Annotated in this window: 19 protein-coding genes and 4 pseudogenes; 9 read left to right on the top strand and 14 right to left on the bottom strand. The window is 33.9% G+C overall.

Annotation, left to right across the window (positions count from 1 at the left end):
• Positions 1-72: 72 nt before the first annotated feature.
• Complete coding sequence (locus tag wVul_RS07735) at positions 73-858, top strand: hypothetical protein (RefSeq protein ID WP_153295715.1); 786 nt, start codon at positions 73-75, stop codon at positions 856-858.
• A 103-nt stretch (positions 859-961) separates the two neighbouring features.
• Here the strand turns inward: wVul_RS07735 and wVul_RS09315 are convergent, their stop codons facing one another.
• Both wVul_RS09315 and rlmB read right to left on the bottom strand, forming a co-directional pair.
• Complete coding sequence (locus tag wVul_RS09315; protein ID WP_153295718.1) at positions 962-1114, bottom strand: hypothetical protein; 153 nt, start codon at positions 1112-1114, stop codon at positions 962-964.
• Between the two features lie 40 nt (positions 1115-1154).
• A complete protein-coding gene (rlmB, locus tag wVul_RS07740) occupies positions 1155-1922 on the bottom strand; it encodes a 23S rRNA (guanosine(2251)-2'-O)-methyltransferase RlmB (RefSeq protein ID WP_047759787.1) in 768 nt (255 codons plus the stop codon).
• A gap of 92 nt (positions 1923-2014) precedes the next feature.
• On the opposite strand from rlmB, the gene wVul_RS07745 reads away from it, so the two are divergent.
• The gene (locus wVul_RS07745; protein WP_047759788.1) at positions 2015-2506 is read left to right on the top strand and encodes a Smr/MutS family protein; all 492 of its coding nucleotides are present in this window, start codon (positions 2015-2017) and stop codon (positions 2504-2506) included.
• Between the two features lie 2 nt (positions 2507-2508).
• On the opposite strand, the gene uvrC is transcribed toward wVul_RS07745, so the two are convergent.
• From uvrC to dut, 7 genes and pseudogenes are all read right to left on the bottom strand, one after another.
• Positions 2509-4335 carry an excinuclease ABC subunit UvrC gene (gene uvrC / locus wVul_RS07750; RefSeq protein WP_047759789.1) on the bottom strand — a complete coding sequence of 609 codons (1827 nt, stop codon included), beginning with the start codon at positions 4333-4335 and terminating at the stop codon, positions 2509-2511.
• Entirely contained in the window at positions 4319-6427 is a 2109-nt protein-coding gene (gene glyS / locus wVul_RS07755) for a glycine--tRNA ligase subunit beta (protein ID WP_047759790.1), read from the bottom strand. The genes uvrC and glyS overlap by 17 nt, the downstream gene beginning before the upstream one ends.
• Before the next feature lie 3 nt (positions 6428-6430).
• Positions 6431-7270, bottom strand: coding sequence for a glycine--tRNA ligase subunit alpha (locus wVul_RS07760; RefSeq protein ID WP_047759791.1), 840 nt, complete (start codon positions 7268-7270; stop codon positions 6431-6433).
• A gap of 44 nt (positions 7271-7314) precedes the next feature.
• Complete coding sequence (locus wVul_RS07765) at positions 7315-8073, bottom strand: hypothetical protein (RefSeq protein ID WP_047759792.1); 759 nt, start codon at positions 8071-8073, stop codon at positions 7315-7317.
• Positions 8074-8214: 141 nt separating this feature from the next.
• Positions 8215-9419, bottom strand: a pseudogene (locus wVul_RS10345) (transposase).
• 230 nt (positions 9420-9649) lie between these two features.
• A complete protein-coding gene (locus wVul_RS07775) occupies positions 9650-10309 on the bottom strand; it encodes a hypothetical protein (RefSeq protein WP_047759794.1) in 660 nt (219 codons plus the stop codon).
• 79 nt (positions 10310-10388) lie between these two features.
• The gene (gene dut / locus wVul_RS07780; RefSeq protein ID WP_047759795.1) at positions 10389-10850 is read right to left on the bottom strand and encodes a dUTP diphosphatase; all 462 of its coding nucleotides are present in this window, start codon (positions 10848-10850) and stop codon (positions 10389-10391) included.
• Between the two features lie 676 nt (positions 10851-11526).
• On the opposite strand from dut, the gene wVul_RS07785 reads away from it, so the two are divergent.
• The 5 genes and pseudogenes from wVul_RS07785 (at position 11527) to wVul_RS07805 (ending at position 14330) form a co-directional block, all read left to right on the top strand.
• Positions 11527-11820, top strand: a complete 294-nt coding sequence (locus wVul_RS07785; protein ID WP_047759796.1) for a hypothetical protein — start codon at positions 11527-11529, stop codon at positions 11818-11820.
• Between the two features lie 104 nt (positions 11821-11924).
• Positions 11925-12456: pseudogene (locus tag wVul_RS07790) on the top strand (head-tail connector protein).
• A 309-nt stretch (positions 12457-12765) separates the two neighbouring features.
• Positions 12766-13167, top strand: coding sequence for a hypothetical protein (locus wVul_RS07795; protein ID WP_047759862.1), 402 nt, complete (start codon positions 12766-12768; stop codon positions 13165-13167).
• Complete coding sequence (locus wVul_RS07800) at positions 13142-13531, top strand: phage tail tube protein (RefSeq protein WP_047759797.1); 390 nt, start codon at positions 13142-13144, stop codon at positions 13529-13531. The genes wVul_RS07795 and wVul_RS07800 overlap by 26 nt, the downstream gene beginning before the upstream one ends.
• Before the next feature lie 64 nt (positions 13532-13595).
• Positions 13596-14330: a hypothetical protein gene (locus wVul_RS07805; RefSeq protein WP_047759798.1), complete on the top strand. Its 735-nt coding sequence runs from the start codon at positions 13596-13598 to the stop codon at positions 14328-14330.
• Between the two features lie 111 nt (positions 14331-14441).
• Here the strand turns inward: wVul_RS07805 and wVul_RS07810 are convergent.
• Together wVul_RS07810 and wVul_RS09995 are read right to left on the bottom strand one after the other, a co-directional pair.
• Positions 14442-15644 (bottom strand): annotated as a pseudogene (locus wVul_RS07810) (IS256 family transposase).
• A 202-nt stretch (positions 15645-15846) separates the two neighbouring features.
• Positions 15847-16144, bottom strand: a pseudogene (locus tag wVul_RS09995) (IS630-like element ISWpi11 family transposase); the annotation flags it as partial.
• 291 nt (positions 16145-16435) lie between these two features.
• On the opposite strand from wVul_RS09995, the gene wVul_RS07815 reads away from it, so the two are divergent.
• Complete coding sequence (locus wVul_RS07815) at positions 16436-17143, top strand: pyridoxine 5'-phosphate synthase (RefSeq protein ID WP_047759799.1); 708 nt, start codon at positions 16436-16438, stop codon at positions 17141-17143.
• Here wVul_RS07815 and wVul_RS07820 read toward each other — a convergent pair.
• From wVul_RS07820 to rplM, 3 genes are all read right to left on the bottom strand, one after another.
• Positions 17136-17447 (bottom strand): HU family DNA-binding protein, encoded by a 312-nt coding sequence (locus wVul_RS07820; RefSeq protein ID WP_047759800.1) that lies wholly within the window; start codon positions 17445-17447, stop codon positions 17136-17138. The genes wVul_RS07815 and wVul_RS07820 overlap by 8 nt on opposite strands.
• 145 nt (positions 17448-17592) lie before the next feature.
• On the bottom strand, positions 17593-18030 hold the full coding sequence (gene rpsI, locus wVul_RS07825) for a 30S ribosomal protein S9 (RefSeq protein WP_153295738.1): 438 nt from the start codon (positions 18028-18030) through the stop codon (positions 17593-17595).
• A gap of 10 nt (positions 18031-18040) precedes the next feature.
• A complete protein-coding gene (gene rplM / locus wVul_RS07830) occupies positions 18041-18499 on the bottom strand; it encodes a 50S ribosomal protein L13 (protein ID WP_047759802.1) in 459 nt (152 codons plus the stop codon).
• A gap of 164 nt (positions 18500-18663) precedes the next feature.
• On the opposite strand from rplM, the gene wVul_RS07835 reads away from it, so the two are divergent.
• Entirely contained in the window at positions 18664-19899 is a 1236-nt protein-coding gene (locus wVul_RS07835; protein ID WP_047759863.1) for a TolC family protein, read from the top strand.

The following is a 19899-nucleotide window of genomic DNA, read 5'->3' on the forward strand; positions in this document are numbered from 1 at the left end:
CAAAATCTAGTATTTACGGAATTTATATTATTTTCATGCACTCTATGGTTTTTGTAATTAACGGAGAGTTATATGGTGGCTAGTTTAAGTTTTAAACAAGTAGATAGACAAACTGACGCAACAGATTTAGCTGATATTTACACTATAATTTATGAAGATAATACAGGTAATAAGTATACCTTTGGTGTGGAAAATGGTACTAATACTTTCAACATTTTTAAGTATGAACCTAATAGTGGTGGTGAAGTAGATTATAGCGCTATAGCAAAAAACTTCATGACTAATGGTGCAGTTGGCGGATTATTAGGTAAGCTAACTACAATAGAAACTGCTACAAATGCTGCTAATTTAGGAGATAAGGTTGCTGCAATAAAAACTAAGACTGACTCCTTTACTGCTGATGTTGCTGATATAAAGGCTAAGACTGATAAGATGCCTGCTGACTTAGATGCTGAGTTAGGTAAATTAGCAAAATCTGCTGAACTAGCTCCACTGGCTAAAACCGCTGAATTAGCTCCATTAGTAACTCCTTTGGCTAAATCTGCTGAATTGGCTCCACTAGTAGCTCCTTTGGCTAAAACTGCTGACGTTGCTGATATAAAGGCTAAGACTGATAAGATGCCTGCTGACTTAAACGCTGAGTTAACTAAGTTAACCACAATAGCAGAAACTCTAAATGGTAGTCCTCAGGCAGCTGCAGCTGCTAAAACTGTACTAGAGAGCAGTTTCAAGAAAGCTATTGAAGAAGCTGGAGAAGATGGTAGCAAATGGCTTAAAAATGAGATAAAAGAGATAGTGTCACAACCATCTTTTGAAATTCCAACAGATCCAAATACACCACTTTCTTGGGATTTTTAATCTAAGTGCCAGTGAATGACATCTCGCGATGTCATTCACTGTTGTCATTCCAGCATGTGATAAACAGCTGTACGAATATTTTGGCAATTTGCGTAGCAAACGGTCAGTGCTCCGGCACTGGATCATCAGAAACGTTATCTTTTAACATTACTTTTATACTCGCAAATTTAACTGGATGCCAGTGTCTGGACACTGGCATGACATCTTCCAGCTGTGCATGTGAAGCTAGAATGACAACCTTTTTTCTAGATTCCAACGGTCTTGATAAAAGGCAAGAAGTCTATTTTTTATTGCAACTAATTTGCAGTTATTTTTGTTTTAATGTAGATGGAATATAGTCCTATTGCTGCTGCATTTGAAACATTTAGACTATCAATTACGTTTGACATTGGGATTTTTAAAAGATAATCACAACTTTCTTTAACTAATCTCCGCATTCCTTTCTCTTCAGAGCCAAAAATAATTACTCTTTTTTTCCAAAAGTTCTTTATTTCATCTATATTTTCCTTAGCATTGCAATCAAACCCATAACACCAGTAGCCTATCTTTTTGAGAGACTCCATAGTTTTTACTATGTTTGTCACGTATATTAGAGGGACAATATCTAATGCTCCACTTGCTGCTTTTGCGATAGATGCATTTTCACTCGGTGAATGGTGATGTGGTAAAACCAGTGCATCAATGTTGAAACAAGCTGAGGTTCTTAAAATCGAACCTATATTGTATGTATCAGTAATTTGATCTAAAATGACTATAGTAGAGTTTTCACCTGATCTTTCAGCTATTTCTTCGATATTTAAGCTGTGAAAAATAGGAGCAACTTTTAAAGCAATTCCTTGATGATTTACACCCTTGGGTAAAATATCATTGAATATTTTGTTCTCTACTAGCTGAGCTTTAATGCCCTTACTATCTGCACATTGTCTAATTTCTTTCTCACATTCTCTGTAGAAGTTTCCTGTTACTAACAATTCTATACACTGTCTATTTTTATTTCTTAATGCTGACATGCAAGTGTGCTTTCCGTATAGCCAACAGTTTTCATTAGCTTTTGATGATTTCATCGTATTATTGAAAATCTGGTTTTTATAGAATAAGCAATATTTTACTGTGTTTATATATTGTTGTAAAATTATGCAATTCAATTAATGCGTTTATGTCAGATGATGAGTTAGATTGGCAAAAAAATGTTAAGCCAATAGAATGTGGAAAAGTTACTTTGAAAGTTGATCATAAAGTAAATATAAAATCTATGATTGATAAAGGTACCTCCGGCTTACAAGGAAATTTTCTTAATACCGATAATGGTAATTCATCATTTTGTCTTGACTACAATACAAAATTAAAGATCGATAGGGGCAAATATTTTATAAGCGATAAACTCGACTTACATGGCTATAGTATAGATAATGCTTATTGTAAATTGATAGATTTTATTGTTAAAAATTATCAAGCAGGGAATAGGTGCTTATTGATAATTACGGGGCATGGTAATAGCATAGATAAAATAGACACTATAAAGAATAGCTTAAATAAGTGGTTGAATGATACAAAAGCTCGGCATATGATCTTATACTACCAGCAAGCCACAAAAAAACATGGTGGCAAAGGGGCTTTTTATGTCTTATTAAGAAGAAATAAAAGTTGATTTCAGAGTATCTCTTTAGGAGCACCTCTCTTATAATTTACGTGTTTAAGAATGATTTCTGCTAAACCTTTACTAATTCCAGGTACGTTTTGAATTTCAGCTAGAGAAGCTTTGCTTATGTTTTCTACCGAACCAAAATGAGACATGAGTGCCTTCTTTCTTTTATTGCCAACGCCGGATATTTTGCTTAATTGTGAAGCAAAAAACTGTTTATCACGTTTTTTTCTATGCGAAGTTATTGCAAAGCGGTGGGCTTCATTACGCAGTAATTGTAAATAAAGCATGACCTTGCTGTCACTTGCTAGAGTAAATTCTTCTCTGTCCGGCACATAAAATCTTTCATTTCCTGCATTACGATCATGACCCTTCGCCATACAAGCAAAAGGAACTTTTATATTCAATATTTCCAACACATTATGCACTATGGAAACATGTCCTGGACCGCCATCAATCAGTAAAAAATCAGGGATTATATCTTTTATATTGCCAGAGAAACGTCTAATCAGCACTTCTCTCATCATTTTATAGTCATCACCTGAAATTTCTTCTTTTATAGTAAATTTTTTGTATTCACTTTTTAAAAAACCTTCCTGCCCTGCAACAATCATCACACCAACTTGTTGATTTCCAGATATATGGCTATTATCATAAACCTCGATACGCTTTGGAATATTTGGTAACGAGAAAATCTTCCTAAGCTCTTCGAGCTTTTCTAGGTTATTTCTATAATCAGTAAGCTTCTGCTCTAGGCTATGCTTAGAATTATTGTAAATAAAATTCAACAAATCACGCTCTTTACTATTTTTCGCATACAAAACTTTTATTGATTTTTGAGTAAGAGCATAAAGTGCTTGTTCTATAATTTCCTTATCCTTAATAAAATCGGGAACGTAAATTTGTGCTGGTGGTGTGCTAACTGGATTATACAAATTGACCAAAAAGGTGGATAAAATTTCATCATTTGGATGATCACTACAATTCTCAATGAAGTAAGGAATGCTTCCATAGTTACTTTTATCTCTGAAAGATAGTACACCAATGCATGCTAAGTCTGCCTCACGTACAACGCTAAAGAAATCTGCATCTTCTTCAAAAGAAAAATCCATTGGCTGCATTTGAATTTGCTGAAGAAATTTCAATCGATCTCTATAGACAGCAGCAAGCTCGTAATTCATCTCCCTACTGCACTTTTCCATTGTAGAAAATAGCTGTCTTTGCACTTCTTTATTCCTTCCTAGCAGAGTATCTTGTGCTTGTTTTACTGGTTTGCAGTAATCATCTTTTGTAATTTTATCTACGCATGGTGCTGAACAGCGCTTAACTTGATACTCAAGACATGGTCTTTTTGTTGAAGAGAAATATTGATCTGAACATACTCTTAAGAGAAAAGCTTTTTGCAATGATAATATAGTGTTCTTAACAGCAGCAGCAGATGGAAAAGGGCCGTAGTAATGAAACTCATTCTTCTTAAACTTACCTCTATATTTTGCTATTCTTGGATAATCATGCTTAGAAATTGTTATATAAGGATAAGATTTTCCATCCCTAAGCAAAATATTATAAGATGGTTTTAACGATTTTATTAACTGTGCTTCAAGAAGCAATGCTTCGATTTCATTCTCAGTGATGAATATTTCAACCTTAATAACCTGTGAGATCATTACTCTGATTCGTTCAGAAAGGTTTTCGAATTGAAGGTAGTCGGATAACCTCGACTTCAAGTTTTTTGCTTTACCAATGTATAAAACCTTATTCTTATCTCCAACCATCTTATAAACGCCACAGGATTGTGGAGATGATTTGATTTGTTCCTTATATTGCCTGAGCATTTATCAATTGTTTAACCTGTATAAGGTTAAACTCTGCTACTAAATGAAAGCTAGAAACAACATTTGCAAGCAAAGATAACCTGTTTATTCTAAGCTCATTAGAATCACAGTTAATCTTTACACTGTCCATAAATTGATTGATAAATGGAGCAAAACGAGCAAGTTCATCAAGCGCTGTATTAAAGTCGTTATTTTCTATCGCTTGTTTTATGTTTTTACAAGCAGCTATAGCACAATTTGATAGCGCAATCTCCTCATTTTCAATCAAAAACTTCTTACTGTAAGATGCATTATAAGTAGTGCCATCACTTTTTCTCACTTTGCTCATCATGTTACTGGCTCTTTTATAAGTGCTTAGAACCTGTTCACCTTCTGGCGTACTAAGATAACGATCCAGTATAACAGTTTGCTTTTCTGCTGTCAGCAGATCATTAATATCGATTTTATATATTATTGAATCTACAATATCTTGCCTTATATTTCTATTTTTTAAAATAACCTTGAACCTCTCTAAGCAAAATTTAAATACTAGCTCTGAAATTTGTTTTTCATTTGGCTTATCAACTGGTGTTGTATTTTTATTAAAGAGAAGTCTTGAACATAAAGATACTGACTTATCTATCAGTAGCCTAATTGGAATATGCAAATTATTTTCAAGTATTGTTCTAATTATACCAATTGTCATTCTCCGCAAACCAAACTGATCATACGAACCAGAGATTTTCTCACCTGCTGCAATTAAACCAACCAAACTATCCATTTTGTCTACAATAGCTACAGCAATCGCAGTAGGAGATTTAGGGCATTCTTGTTCCGATCCGATTGGCTTATAGTGCTCAGTTATAGCTTCTACTACTTCTTTATCTTCTTGAAAGTAAGAAGCGTAATATCCACTCATTATTCCTTGCAATCCCGGAAATTCTTTTACTATCAACGTTGCAAGATCTGCCTTTGCTAAATATGCAGCACGTTCAACTTTAATTAGTGAAGCATGTGGAATAACTATCGCTACATACTTTGACAGAGTAATAATACGCTTCACTTTTTCTTCTACGCTACCGAGCGAAGCATGAAATGAAATAGAGCTCAATTTTTTGACATAGTAATCTAGGTTTTCCTTTTTGTCTTGAGACATCAAAAATTGGGCATCAGCAAGACGTGCTTCTAATATTCTTTCATGACCTTTGACAACTTCATTATTGTTAACATTTACAACAGTAACAAAATGTGAAATTTTCTGTCCATTACTTAAAGCAAGATACTTTTGCTGCATGTTAATTATACTAAGTATTACTTCCTTCGGTAACTCTGATGATTTTATTTTACCAAATAATACTATTGGCCACTCTATAAGCCCTGCCAATTCATTAAGTAAATAATCATTTTTTTCAAGTTGTAAGTTCTCCTCTTTTGTAAACTTATTAATCTGATCTAGTATAAATTGCTTTCTTTTGTCCAACTGGAGAATGACATTATTTTTTTCTAACAATTCAAAATAGTCTTTGGGTGTTCTAACAGTAAGTACTGCATCACCTGAAAGAAACCTATGACCATACGTCACGTTGCATGCTGTAACCCCTGCAAAAGATATGGGTATTATTTCGTCATTTAAAATACATAGAATATTTTTAATTGGTCTAACCCATCTCTCTTTTCTTTCACTCCATCTCATACTCTTTGGCCAAGAAAAGTTTTTTAGCATTTCCTCCAGTTGATTTTTGAGAAACCCGCTGATGTTAAATAAGCAGCTTTCTCTCTTAATGAAGTAAAAATCTTCATCGTTTACTTTGCGAATGAGTAAATCTTCTTCACCTTTCCGATTTTTTCTCAAAAAACCTTCGATAGCACTTTTCGGTGCATTAACTCTTGGTCCTTTAATCTCATTGTTAGAATCTTTTAGCTCCAAAGCACTTATTCCATCAATAAAAAGAGCAATGCGACGTGCAGTCACATAAACTTCTATAGATGCAAATTTCACATTATTTTTACTAAAAGCATTAATGATATAGCTCTTAACCTGAGCTGCAGATGAATTCTGCATTCTTGATGGAATTTCTTCTGAAAGACATTCAAACAATAATTGTGACAACATATTCTACTTCGCTCTATATAATTCACAGCATTTTTTTGTTAACTCTCTCACTCTACCAATATAGGCTGTACGTTCATTTACACCAAGCACACCTCTTGCATCAAGTAGATTAAGTAGATGGCTAGTTTTAATACATTGGTCATAAGCTGCTACTGGCAATTCTTTTTCGATAAGGAATTTACACAGTTTTTCTGTGTCCTCAAACTGCCGTTGTACTACTTTAGTATCATAATAATCAAGTGCCAGGTAAGAAAACTCATACTCTCTTTGTTTGAAAATATCTCCGTAAGTTACACCACTATCATTCCACATTATGTCGTAAACATTATCTACACCCTGTATGCACATTGCTAAACGCTCTAACCCATATGCTACTTCACCGGGAATTATTCTGCAGTCAATACTTCCCACTTGCTGTATATAAGTAAGTTGTGTTACTTCCATTCCGTTGCATGTAACTTCCCAGCCAAGACCGGATGCACCAACACTTGGGTTTTCCCAATCATCTTCAATAAACTTAATATCATATTCTTTTGTCGATACACCAAGAGCTTTTAAGCTATTTAAGTAAACATCTTGCAAATTGCTGCCAGATGGTTTTATTATAACTTGGTATTGATGATGCTGATATAAGCGATTAGGGTTGTCGCCATAGCGTCCGTCTGCAGGTCTTATTACTGGTTGCAGATATGCAATTTTTGTTGATTTTTCGTCAATCGCTGACATGATTGTTGCGGGATGTAGTGTTCCAGCTCCAACTTCAGACGTATATGGATGAAGTATAGTACACCCTTCATCTGCCCAAAAATCTTGTAATCCCTTTATTATATCCTGTAGATTCACGCAAACTGTATATCTTTTAAACTGAATACATAAGCAAATAAGTACTATTCTATACTTATTTTTTTAATAGTGCCATGAAAATAGTCACTCAAGGCTATTGAACTTTCTTTTACATACTCAAATATGCTTTTGTTTAAAACAATCGCATCATGCATAGTCAGATCGCAGAATATAAATGCAGTCAAGTACAATAAAATCACTGCATAAAACACATGAAAAATCCCTTCAAATGTGATTGATATTGCATTGTTATAACTAAGCTGTATCGTACTTATCGGCCATGGTTTTATTACTTCTACAATATTAAAAAATAAATAAGGTATTATAAAGAAAAAGAACAAATGCATAAGATCATTAAACCAAAATGGACATTGAAGTATTGCCTTGCATATACTTAAATAGAATTTACTTACAATATAATAAATTGACATTATTGCCGGCATCGAAAGCGCAACAGTCATCACCTGTCCTGATGCTATTTGTATTACTATATTCTCATCACTGCTGGCTGAAGGATCTTGAGTATGAAAAATAGATATGCCAACTAATTGCAGCACTAACATAACTATTGCTAGCTTGGTAAAAATAGCAGCTACAACTATGCCTGAATTCGGCATTTTATATAGTATAAAATCACCTCCGTATGTAAGCATTAATATAATGTCGGTAATAAATAATATTAGAAAAGAAGACCAATAATGCTGCCAAACCGGTAAATATCCTACTCCTAAAAAAGAGCTTACTATTTTGGCAGGAAAAACCTTGCCTAGCACCTTACCCAAAAATTGAAAAAAAATCCCCATGTCCTAACTAACACTTGACTTATATTTTTCACAATACTGAATTGTAATGGACTTATCAATACACTTCTTGCATAGAAAAAAGGCAAATAGTTAAAAATGACCGTATCTGAACAGACAATGGCGTTAACTTAAGAGAATACATTAGCAAATTCTCCTAAAGATATGATGTCGTTTAGGCTTATCTGCTTTAGTGCGGCTATACAATCTTCCCGGTCGGATCTTAACTTTAGCGCGTATACTTAAAAAGGTCTTGAAAGTTTTTTGGTGCAACAAGCACTTGATAAAGTTTCTGCCTCATCACACCAAATAAAACTGAAAAATTTAAACGATACTCAGCAATTTGATCTGGGTTCCAAGGCCCTTGTGCATCACACATATGAATATTGCACATTTGCCCAAAATTCTTGTCTCTAAATTTATCCCAGAAAAATTCTCTATCCTACTTTGAGTCGTTTATAGCACTCCTCTATGCGCCACCTTAATAGATAAGCTCTACTGATATCTTCCAAAGTCTCGATCAAAAACTCTGTTTCTCCATTGGCTAATGTCAGCACTATAACTCTTACTTTTTGTCCTTTCATTTTATTTTTTAGATTTTCATTTTCTAATATAAAATCAAAATCTAATTCGCCCATAGCTTACTATAATTTCTTTTTTGCAAGCGAAAAATAAAGTTTACTTTCAAATCATAATGCTGCTGAATGAATTTTACTGAACACGATAATAGATAAATAATTTGATTTAACAAACGCATTTTAGTAATAACTTCGGGTAATTGCTCTTTTGCCAGTGTTTGCTCACCTACATTCTAAGCGGCAAGACGAGCACTGCAAATCAGTGAAGTATAGCCCTTCTTATAATAGTCCGAACGTGGGTAAAAACGTCTTTATAGCTATTGTAAGCCAGGAGGCCAGCAGTGTGTTATTATGATCTGTTCGGATTATTGTGAAAAGAGCTATACATAAATCAACAAACAAATTGCCAATGGTGCCTGTTGTTCCATTTGGTTTAAACTCGGATATGATTTCTTCGGAGTTGGGTAATCTCATCCATCTACTGCAATAAGTCTATAACCTCTCCAAATTCAGGTTCATCCTGATAGGCTGTTCGGATGCTTAAATTCTTGAAATATATCTTGCTTTAGAGAAAGCTTGCTTTGAAGGTACATGTCAACGGCTCCATAAGTTCACATTCTATTCCTAAACTTTTTTTAACTAACTATAGAAAATACTGTCGAAAAAGGAAGTTTTCTTGTTCGTGTAAAACTCAATACAATGGATTTTCTGAAAAGTTTTCGAGTATATTGCATTTTTTATTTGTAAGATAAGGTTTTTTCCTTTTTGCATGTCTCACCTAAAAAAGACACATTTTAAACTTTTTTATTGAAATAAAATAGAAACAAAAGTCCTGTCCCTTGTAGTATTTTACTCCTTAATATCTCCCCTTAAGTTGACGCCATTGCCTGAACAGATACCTTCTCACAAGTATGTAAACGTCTATTTTTAGGCAACTTCTATAATAAGTTTAAGTAATTAACACTAAAAAAATGAAGGCAGACTTATTTAGTCTACCCCTTTTATACTTGGTTGTTTAATAATTTTTCTGGCTCTTCGTGTTTAACTTCTAGTGATTTAAAAATTGATCTTGGCAAAAGTCTAATGATTAGTTCTTTAGCATCATTTTCTTCAGCGCCTAAACCTAACGTTTTTAACTTTTCTTTATCTTTATGTATTAATTCATACTCACCTTTATCATTTTTTCTTCCTACTGAATTTATCCTTAATAATACATCATTGTTATCCATTTCCTTACCTGCAGCAGTAATGTAGTAACTGTGATTTTCGAAGTTAAAATCTATACGATACTCATCGGAGATAACACTGCCATCTTGATTCTTATTTTTTGTGTGTGTTTTGATATACTCAAAATCTTCATCTTTTACTTTCGCAAATAGATCTCCTTTATTACTTCTAATAACAATGCTCGGAGCTTTAGGCTCAGATATTTCATTGTTTTTGATGATGGGATATATTGCTAAACCAACCAGTGTAACAGCAGCAGCAACAAATGCGAAAATACTCATTCCAAGTAGTATAGCTGCAAAAACTGTAATTGGCTCTAGAATCGAAAGCAAATACGGTGTTGAAAATACTACTGCTACGCCTACAGCAAATAGAGAAGCAAATGCTGCAAGTGTAATGTTTATTTCGTGACGGTGGTTTTTAAAAATTGACATAATTACCTCTTAAAATAAATTAATAATATATTAATATTGTATATGAAAAAATTATTATTGTCAACTTATAAACAATAAATTATCTACCACTTGAGCCAAAGCCTCCTTCATTGCGGTCAGTTTCTTCTGCATAGAATTCTTCTGTGTTGTTCCAAATTACCTGAGGTACAGGAGTGATAAGGATTTGTGCGATTCTATCTCCTCTTTTTATCTCATATGGCTGATTACTTAGATTGATTAGGCAAACTTTAACTTCACCTCGATAATCAGAGTCTATAGTGCCTGGAGAATTTAAGACAGTGATTCCATGCTTTGCAGCAAGTCCAGAACGTGGGCGGACTTGCCCCTCAAAACCGTTTGGTATTACAATCACAATTCCAGTTGGAATAAGTAATCTTTCAAGTGGATTTAAAATAATAGTATTGTCCAATGCAGCATAAAGATCCATGCCAGCACTCTGCATAGTTGCATAATAGGGAAGAGGCAGGCTTTCGCCATGTGATAACTTTTTTATTTCTACTTTAATTTTATCTCTTTGCATTTTTATTCACCAGTTATGAAAATTTAATTGTAGCATGTAAATTATACCTGCAAAAGATAAGAAAACTACTTGACAAATGTTGCCAACTTTCCTTATTATGACATTAAGGGTATTTATGACTCAAAACTTGTTTTTGACCTGCAGGCTCAATAACAAAAATTCAGTAAAAAACTTAGGGTACTTATTGGCGGATTACATAAAATTATAGCGGCTTTTTTTATTTTTTCTACATTCAGCCAAAGCGCGCTTGTTAGCACATTATCAGTTTAAATTATTAAACTCACTATTAGGGGATTCTTTTGCCTTTTTTTTGCTTGGTAAATTTCTTAACATTTGTGGCTAAAAGAGACCGAAATGGTGGCGTGTGAAGCTGGTTCACTTTATGACGATGTCATCCCAGTGCCTAGACTACTTGGATCCAGTTGAGCTATTTCAACAAAAATACTGCATTTGAGATGAACGTTTATTCTTACCAGACTTATTTACAAGTATAACAATTAAAGTCTGGATCCCAGACTGGGATGACACCAAAGGGGCTACTTGAATTCACGCTATAAAGTGAACCGATTTGGGCTTCACTATGCTGCAATTGTTTTAAGTATCGTAGTACAAATTTTTTACTTCGGTAATTTTTTTATTGTCATTATAATCATAAGAATAGTTGAGGTTGATTAATATGAAAACTTTTACGAAAAACTTTAAAGCTAAGGAAAAAAAGCTAGAAGAGTTCAATGAGGAAGTTAAAGATATAGCAGCTGTAGCTCAAGATAAGTTTGCGCATGAACTTGAAAATATTGCATATGAAAGTGTGCAGAAATTTCGCATTCTGCTTGCTAAAGAGATAAACTCCACTTTCAATAACATTCATTCTCAGAATATCAATCTACTAAAATCCGGCTTAGTAAACTTGATCAATAAAAAGGGAGAAACAGCTTTTGTACGTTCTCTTCTCAATATATTCATACGATAGAGTTGCTGCTGCAATTTAGTATTNAGTTATAACTAAAATAAGTCAGATTTTTTTCACAGATAAGTCTTACTTATTTTAGCTATATATAGAAAAGGAGGGTTGTTATGTCAACAAGACAAAAGTATCCAATCATAAAATGTACAGCGTAAATCTAAGCCTAAATCTTTTCCAGTTACTTTAGAAGAGGTTAAATCTTTTTTACGCATTGAAAATGATCAAGATGATAAGTTGATTTCAAGTTTTATTTTTATGGCAACTGATTATGCTCAGTGGCATATGGAAAAGTCACTGGTAAAGCAAACGTGGCAAGTTTCATATGAAGGTTATATACCTCGTAGAATCTATTTAAGCTATGGTCCTGTGAACAAAATAATATTGGCTACTGATAAAAATCGAAAACTTAGTTATTATTTTAGTGATGTAGGGAGCTATATTGAATTTTTCAATTATTTGAGCATGATAAGGGCTGATGTTGTATACGAAGCTGGTTATGACAGCGTTCCTGAACAAATAAAGCTGGGTATTATGCAGCATGTTTCTGCTCTTTATAAAAATCGTGAATCAGAAGTAAGTAGCCATTTGTCTGAAGTAAAGAAGGTATATTCTCCGTTTCGCGAACCAAAGGTTGTTTTGTAGCTCCTGTTTGTCATTCAATAGCATATACAACAGATGGTGTCATCCCAGTGCCCAGACACTGGGATCCATTTTTCCATCATCAGAAATGTTGTATTTTAACATTACTTTTATACTCGCAAATTTTCCTAGATCCCAGTGTCAAGCACTGGGATGACAAGAAAGGGCTACTGGAATGACATCATTATAAAGTGAACCAGTGTCTGGGCATGGGATGACATCTTCTTGACAGATAATGTTCGTACAGTAAGCACTGGGATGACACCATCTGTTGTACCTACAAATTGCAATGTTCTTAGCCGTATCTGTGAGATGGAAAAAATTCAAATTATAAATGAGTTGTATAATAGTATTTATGCAGCATTAAAAGCAAACTCTGATTTAAAGAAATACATTACTAACATTTATGATTACCTGCCTAAGCAGGTTACTATTCCTTATCTGAGATTGCGAATAGTAAATTATATTAATCTGCATATGCTATCTAACTTTGCTACAAAAGTAAGATTTTCATGCGACATATATACTTATCATATAAACAGCATGCTTGCTGCTATAAAGCATGTTAGCTTGGTGGTAAAGAGCATTAGTAGTGAGACCATTTTGGAAAGTAATTGTGCTATGAATCAGTATGATGAAGTTTTACATTCAACAATTAATTTTGATATTTTAATACAAGGAGGTAGCAATGAGCAAATTACAGCTGAAAATTAAAGGTCATGACAGTAATTTCGTCGTGCTGAATAATATACGAAATCTAAGGTTTACTTTGCGTAATAACAAAGAAGAGATGAAAGATATTTCCTCTTTTGGCTGGAGAAAAGTGCTTGATTGTGCTGGAAGTAGACAGATTACAATAAAAATTAATGGCATTTTAAACTCTGCAATGGCTGATGAATTATTGCGTAATTCTGCAATATTAAACTCTAATAATGATTATGAAATTAGCTTTAGTGCTAAGGAGAAGATAAGGCTTAGGTGTTCAGTTGAACTGTATGAGAGATATTACGACCCTGCCACTTTTGATAGCTTCACTGTAGTTTTAGCTAGTGCTGAAGTTGTAAACACTTTTCATTAATGTTAATTTAATTTTTTCATATACAATAGTGATTGGTGAAGATTTTAACTGAATTAAAAAAATTATGAATGATGAAGATCTTTTCGAGGAAGACGATGCTAATATTGAAGAGAATAGCGATGACAGAAGAGAAAGGAATTTGAAGAATGAAAATCAGCTCGAAGAGCAGTGCAAAGAATATTTAAAACCTTTTGAGGATATTTTAAGTCAAATTGATGAAGGAATCGATAATTTAGATAGTTACGAAAGGACTATGCAAGTAAAGCGAAGTATAGATAGGCTCATAGAAACCTTATATAGTCAGGCAGCATCTGAGGATATTGATGTAGAACTTGAAACCACAAAGCACACTCGCGATAAATCAGAATCCAAGAAAAGAGTTCTGGAAAAGAGAAAGAAACAACTGATGGAAGAGGTTTTAAGTGTTCAACAACAAAAGGAGTTAATGAATAATAGGCAAAAACATGAAGCAGCAAGTGATGGAGATGTTCAGAAGGCAAAAGCACGAATGAAGTCTTCAATTAGGGGAGTGCTATTTTCAGTTATTGCTCATAGAATGGATCCAAGAAGAAGAGTAGGGGAAACTGCTGACGATAACGAAAAGCAAGCTCGTATATATGGCAGGGAAGCAGTTGGTGGAGTTTTAGGTGGATTGTTGAAGGCATTTTTAACCGTAATTGCTGCTGTTGTGCGCGAAATTGCTAAACCACTTCAACATATGAACACACAAGAGACGTCTTTTGCAAAGCAAGTTGAAGAAAGCAGAAACCCAGATTCACAAAAAGGTCGATCTATGTAGGTTATCGACAAAAGCATGATTTCAAAAAAAGCATACGCGTCAAGTTAAGAGATTATGAGCGAATTCAGGGAAGTTAAGGGAGTGTTAAATAAACTGTGTCAAACCACATTTTTAGCTCAACTGAATTTTCAATCTGTTAGGAAAGAAAATATCAAGCTGAGAAATAGTTAATGCCCAATTAGGCAAAGCCATGACCCATTTTTGCTCTACTTTTTTTATAGCACAATATACCTGTTTGTACAAGGCGTTTGTGTTGGTAAATGAGCCTTTGGTCTTAGTAAATTTTCTGATCTGCCTATGCAGCCCCTCAATAGGATTAGTAGTATAAATTAACTTTCTAACTGGACCTGAATACTTGAAATAACTGGACAAATTTTCCCAATTATTCTGCCAAGATTTTACAACTAACGGATACTTTTCGCCCCATTTTTCTTCCAGCTCAAGCAAATAATTTTCAGCAATTTCTTTACTTGTAGCACGATATATTTTTTTCAAATCATTCATAAAAACTTTCACATCTTTGCTAGATACATATTTCAATGAATTTCTTATCTGATGCACTATACATAGCTGTACTTCTGCATTAGGAAACACATTATTTATTGCTGTAGGAAAGCTTTTTAGTCCATCTACACAAGCTATCAGAATGTCCTCTATACCTCTCTCTTTTAGGTCATTTAATACACCCAACCAGAAGTTAGCTCCTTCGCTTTCAGCTAAATAAAAGCCCAGTACTTCTTTTTTACCATTTTGGTCTATGCCCAATATATTGTACATACATTTACTTACACAATGCCCATCCTCCTTGACCTTAAAAAACATGCCATCCATGAACACTATCGGGTATACAGATTGCAGTGGGCGACTGCGCCATTCATTGATTATCGGTAGCAATTTGTCGGTAATACTTGATATTTCTGCTGCAGATATTTTGTGATCATAAATTTCCTCAACATGTGACGCTATATCTCCATACCACTGGCAAATGTGCTTAAGACCTTTGCTTCAAGTTCGGGATGTAGGCTTGTTTGTCTTTTTCTAACTACTTGAGGTTCAAAGCTTCCCTCCCTATCTCTTGGTGTTAACAATTCAAATGAGCCTGCACTTGTACGTAAAGTTTTTCCCATTTCTTCGATTATTTTCTTCGCTTTCACCAGACAAGTGGTGTTCTATTTCACCTTCCAGACTTGCCTCAAGCAGCTTTTTTATAAACGGTGTCATCTCTTCCTGTTAGCGGTCTTCCTTCTCGTATAGACGACAGGTTTCTAATTCTTTATAATCTACCAATCCGGTAGTTTTATTTACTTGACTCATGTCAAACCTCCGTTTTTTTATATCAATTATATTTTTATTTCTTGGTTTGACACAGTTTATTTAACACTCCCGAAGTTAAGGTAGATACTCTAGTTTTTCTGTACTTATCTTTTAATGAAAATCGTGACCAAGTTATGTTTAAGAGCTGATTCCAGATTTTAGGGCTGTCCTTTCTAGCAATATCCATAGCCAGACTCTACACAGGTTCTTTTGTCGCTATAACCCTTGCAAATTGAGCTCGCTTTTCCTCATTTCTTTCTTTGTATCCGTAGGTCTTGTGAATCCTATATTTTTAAGTGCTCGATTGTCTACTAATATTGCCCCAGCATCTCTGACTGAGTTTTGCCACCTTACAAATGCATTCCAGTCGGTAATTTTTCCACTCTTCCAGGCTTTTTTGACTGAAAATCTCCCGTTTTCTCACGTCTTTTCTTCCACTCATATAAAGTTGTTTTTCCGATCTTAAATCTCTTGGCAACTCCTTCATCCAACGCTTCCATTACCTTTTTCCTTAAGTCATAACTATATGCTACTTACCTTCACTACTATAAATCCATATCTTACTCTTTTTCGACTATTATGAGTAGGGCTATACAATTTAGAGCTGGCAAAATGAGTTTCGAAAGAAGTTCAATGTTGTTTTGTCGTTTAATCTGCACAGATTGAAGATAATAAAATACATAGCTGGCAGAGTTTGTTAGTAGCTCCGTCTCCCAGCTATGGCATTAAACAATGACTATGCAGAAGACCTAATGATACGTATAATCTATAAATAATTTTTAAGGTAAACTGTGAAATTAGGTGTTAATATCGATCACGTTGCAACACTTCGCAACGCGCGTGGCACTTTTTATCCAGATCCGCTAAAAGCAGCAACAATAGCTATTGATGCTGGAGCAGATTTTATCACCGTGCACTTAAGAGAGGATAGAAGACATATTAGAGATGAAGACGTATTTACCCTAAAAAAAAACATAAGCACCGAGCTAAATCTTGAAATCGCAGCCACGGAAGAAATGCTCAAAATAGCAAAAAAGGTAAAACCCTATTCGATTTGTATAGTACCAGAAAAAAGAGAAGAACTAACAACTGAAGGTGGCCTAGATATCTTTAATATATATAGCAAACTTTCTAGTATAATAGGGGAAATGCATAGCTCTGACATAAAAGTTTCACTGTTTATCGATCCAAATATTAATCAACTAAAATATCTTGAAAAGTTAAAGATGAAACCTGATATAATAGAAATTCATACAGGAAATTACTGCAATAATCCATCAGAGAAAAAGCTACAGTTAATTATCAATGCTACAGAATACATTAACAAGCTAGGAATAGAATGCCACGCAGGACACGGCATAACTTATAAACACGCTAAAAGAATAAAAGAAATACCTCACATCTCAGCTCTTAATATAGGCCATTCTTTAATCAGCGAGGCTATATTTTATGGCTTACACAGTGTAATCAAAAGGATGAAAATGACAATATCTAAATAGCAGGTACTTTTTTCTTGTGCCTTACAATACTTAAAAAAGTTTTGCTTGGTTTAAATTTTATCCTTGTTTTTTCAGGAACAGTCATAATCTTCCCATTTTGAGGATTACGGCATTGTCTCTCCTGACTTATAACAGTAGAGAGTGTACCTATTCCATGTAGACGTATTTCACCTTTACAGTTTATCTCATTCTTGATTATTCCCATGAACGTGTCATACAACTTATTCGAATCGGATTGTGTTATACATATACCCTGACTAGCACAACCTTCTTTTAGTTGTTTTGTTATATCTTCTTTACTCATAAACTACCTTAATATTGAAAAATCACATAAACAGCATATTATGCTAATGTCAATAGTCAACTAAATTTATTACAAAAATAGAAGACATCATAAACTTTACACAAATATTTGTACAATATTTACAAAAAACACCACTATAAAATCACTATCTCTTAGAAAATTGACATTTTTTCCGAGCTTTATGTTGACCATATTTCTTACGCTCAACAACACGTGAATCTCTAGTTAAAAACCCACCGTTACGTAATATAGAGTGTAAATCTTGACTTATACTACTTAAAGCTTTGCTTATTCCATGAGCTAAGGCACCTGCTTGGCCAGATAGCCCTCCACCTTTTACAGTTGCAAACACATCATATTCACCTAACATAGAAGTTACTATAAATGGTGCTTTAATCATTTGGCACGCCGCTTCTCTTTTAAAATAAGAAATTAGATCATCTTTTTTATTAACACTAAATTTTCTACTTCCTGGCTTTATCCATACCCTTGCTATAGATTCTTTTCTTCGGCCTGTAGCGTATAAACGACCAAGTAAATCAACTTCTGCCTTTTTTGGCTGATCATTATTATTTATTTTCACTTTCACTCCATTACTTCTTATTTTTACGATTTAAAGAGGCAAAATCTATTTTTTCAGGTTGCTGCCCTTGATGCTTATGCTCTGAACTAGAATAAACATACAAATTTTCAAACCGCCTACGTGCCATAGGACCATCATCAAGCATTCTTTTTACTGCCATTTTTATCACACGTCCAGGAAACTTACCATTTAAAATGGTATCTGGAGTAGTTTTCTTTAAACCACCAGGATAACCTGTATGCTTATAGTAAATTTTATCTTTAAGTTTCTTCCCAGTAAAACACACCTTTTCCGCATTAACAATGATTATATTGTCACCACAGTCCATATGAGGTGTATACTCAGGCTTATGCTTCCCGCGTAACAGCATTGCTATAAACGCTGCGAGCCTACCTACCACTAACCCTTCTGCATCTATAATAAACCACTTTTTATTGATTTGTTTCTCTTTCAAGAAAAAAGTTTTCATATCTTAATCTTATATACACAATAGTAAGTTACTATATATTAAATTTCTCAATAGTGTCAACAACATTAGTTATTGATTACTAAATTAGTTATTGATTACTAAATTAGTTATTGATTACTAAAGTAATTTATGTTAGTAACTTAAATACTATGTTAGAAAGTAAAATGTTTCGATTGATTATTATATTTGCAATCGCTTTTAGTGCTATAAGTTGCCATGCAATCGATCTGGAAGAGGCTATAAGTAAAGCTATCAAAAACAGCTCAAAAATAAAGTCTCAGTTTTACCAATATAAAAGTGCTGAAAAACAACTAAAATCTTCTGGATTAGCTGGTTTTTTACCTGACATTAATTTACAGTACAATTTTGATAGTAATTTTAATCTTTATAATCAATCTAATTTACCTGGAAAACGCCTGATATTAAGCCAAAGGATAATAGATGGTGGGGGCACTTTTGCTACATTCAACCGATCAAGTCATCTTCTTAAAGCAGCAAAAATGAGATTTCAACAGTCGAAGCAAGAAGTAGCACTCAGCGCTGTGAAAGCATATGTTAATGTTTTACAAAAGGCAGAAATATTAAAACTCAGAGAACATAAAGAGCGTGTTTCTTTAGAGCATTTGTCAGCTATGAAAAAACGCTTTTCCCTTGGAGAGATAACCAAAGCTGAAGTTTTGTTAGCAGAGGCAAAATTCTCGTCTTCTATATCTGAAAGGGTTGATGCTAAAGGTAAATTAAAGTTGGCAAATATTGCTTATTATCATTTGATTGGCGAAGATGCTGATGACCTTTTTGAAGCTAATGGTAAACTACCTTCTGTTCCAGAGCTAAATGAATGTTTACAGTTAGCAAAAACCAATAATTTATCTTTAAAAGCAGCTGTTTATCAAAAAAGAGCAGCGGGAATGGAAGTGATCGCTGAAAGCTCCAAGTGGCTTCCTTCTTTAAATCTAAGTGCAAGCAAAAATTTTTTGGAAGATGGTATAAAGTTAGACAACCTATTAAAAAATGTCAATGTTATTTTTATTCTTGATGTTCCAATCTTTAAAAGAGGAGTTAATGCTTTTGGTGTCAGTAGAGCTAAAATAGATGCAAAAAAGTCTACCTACGATTATTATGAAGCGGTAAAAAATATAGAACAAGCAGTTGTAAATGCTTGGAATAATGTGCTGACAGCAAAGGCCATTATCAAAGCAAGTCAAGAAGCGGAAAAAGCAGCAGCTCTAGCATTGAAAGGAGTTGAGCAAGAGGTAAACTTAAACTTAAAGAGTACATCTGACCTTTTGAATACTGAAGATGCATTATTTAAAGCACGTTCAGACTTAGTCGAAGCAAAAAGCAATTATGTGGTCAGTGTTTATAATTTGCTTTTTATAATAAATAGTATAAATCTCTAA

Source organism: Wolbachia endosymbiont of Armadillidium vulgare str. wVulC (assembly GCF_001027565.1).
GTDB lineage: Bacteria > Pseudomonadota > Alphaproteobacteria > Rickettsiales > Anaplasmataceae > Wolbachia.

Coding starts and splice junctions, on each gene's coding strand:
- rlmB (WP_047759787.1), bottom strand. CDS start 1,922: ATGAAATCATCAAAAGCTAATGAAAACTGTTGGCTATACGGAAAGCAC.
- wVul_RS07805 (WP_047759798.1), top strand. CDS start 13,596: ATGAATGATGAAGATCTTTTCGAGGAAGACGATGCTAATATTGAAGAG.
- wVul_RS07745 (WP_047759788.1), top strand. CDS start 2,015: ATGTCAGATGATGAGTTAGATTGGCAAAAAAATGTTAAGCCAATAGAA.
- wVul_RS07735 (WP_153295715.1), top strand. CDS start 73: ATGGTGGCTAGTTTAAGTTTTAAACAAGTAGATAGACAAACTGACGCA.
- wVul_RS07775 (WP_047759794.1), bottom strand. CDS start 10,309: ATGTCAATTTTTAAAAACCACCGTCACGAAATAAACATTACACTTGCA.
- wVul_RS07820 (WP_047759800.1), bottom strand. CDS start 17,447: ATGAGTAAAGAAGATATAACAAAACAACTAAAAGAAGGTTGTGCTAGT.
- wVul_RS07765 (WP_047759792.1), bottom strand. CDS start 8,073: ATGGGGATTTTTTTTCAATTTTTGGGTAAGGTGCTAGGCAAGGTTTTT.
- uvrC (WP_047759789.1), bottom strand. CDS start 4,335: ATGCTCAGGCAATATAAGGAACAAATCAAATCATCTCCACAATCCTGT.
- wVul_RS07835 (WP_047759863.1), top strand. CDS start 18,664: ATGTTTCGATTGATTATTATATTTGCAATCGCTTTTAGTGCTATAAGT.
- wVul_RS07800 (WP_047759797.1), top strand. CDS start 13,142: ATGAGCAAATTACAGCTGAAAATTAAAGGTCATGACAGTAATTTCGTC.
- dut (WP_047759795.1), bottom strand. CDS start 10,850: ATGCAAAGAGATAAAATTAAAGTAGAAATAAAAAAGTTATCACATGGC.
- wVul_RS07785 (WP_047759796.1), top strand. CDS start 11,527: ATGAAAACTTTTACGAAAAACTTTAAAGCTAAGGAAAAAAAGCTAGAA.
- rplM (WP_047759802.1), bottom strand. CDS start 18,499: ATGAAAACTTTTTTCTTGAAAGAGAAACAAATCAATAAAAAGTGGTTT.
- wVul_RS07795 (WP_047759862.1), top strand. CDS start 12,766: ATGGAAAAAATTCAAATTATAAATGAGTTGTATAATAGTATTTATGCA.
- glyS (WP_047759790.1), bottom strand. CDS start 6,427: ATGTTGTCACAATTATTGTTTGAATGTCTTTCAGAAGAAATTCCATCA.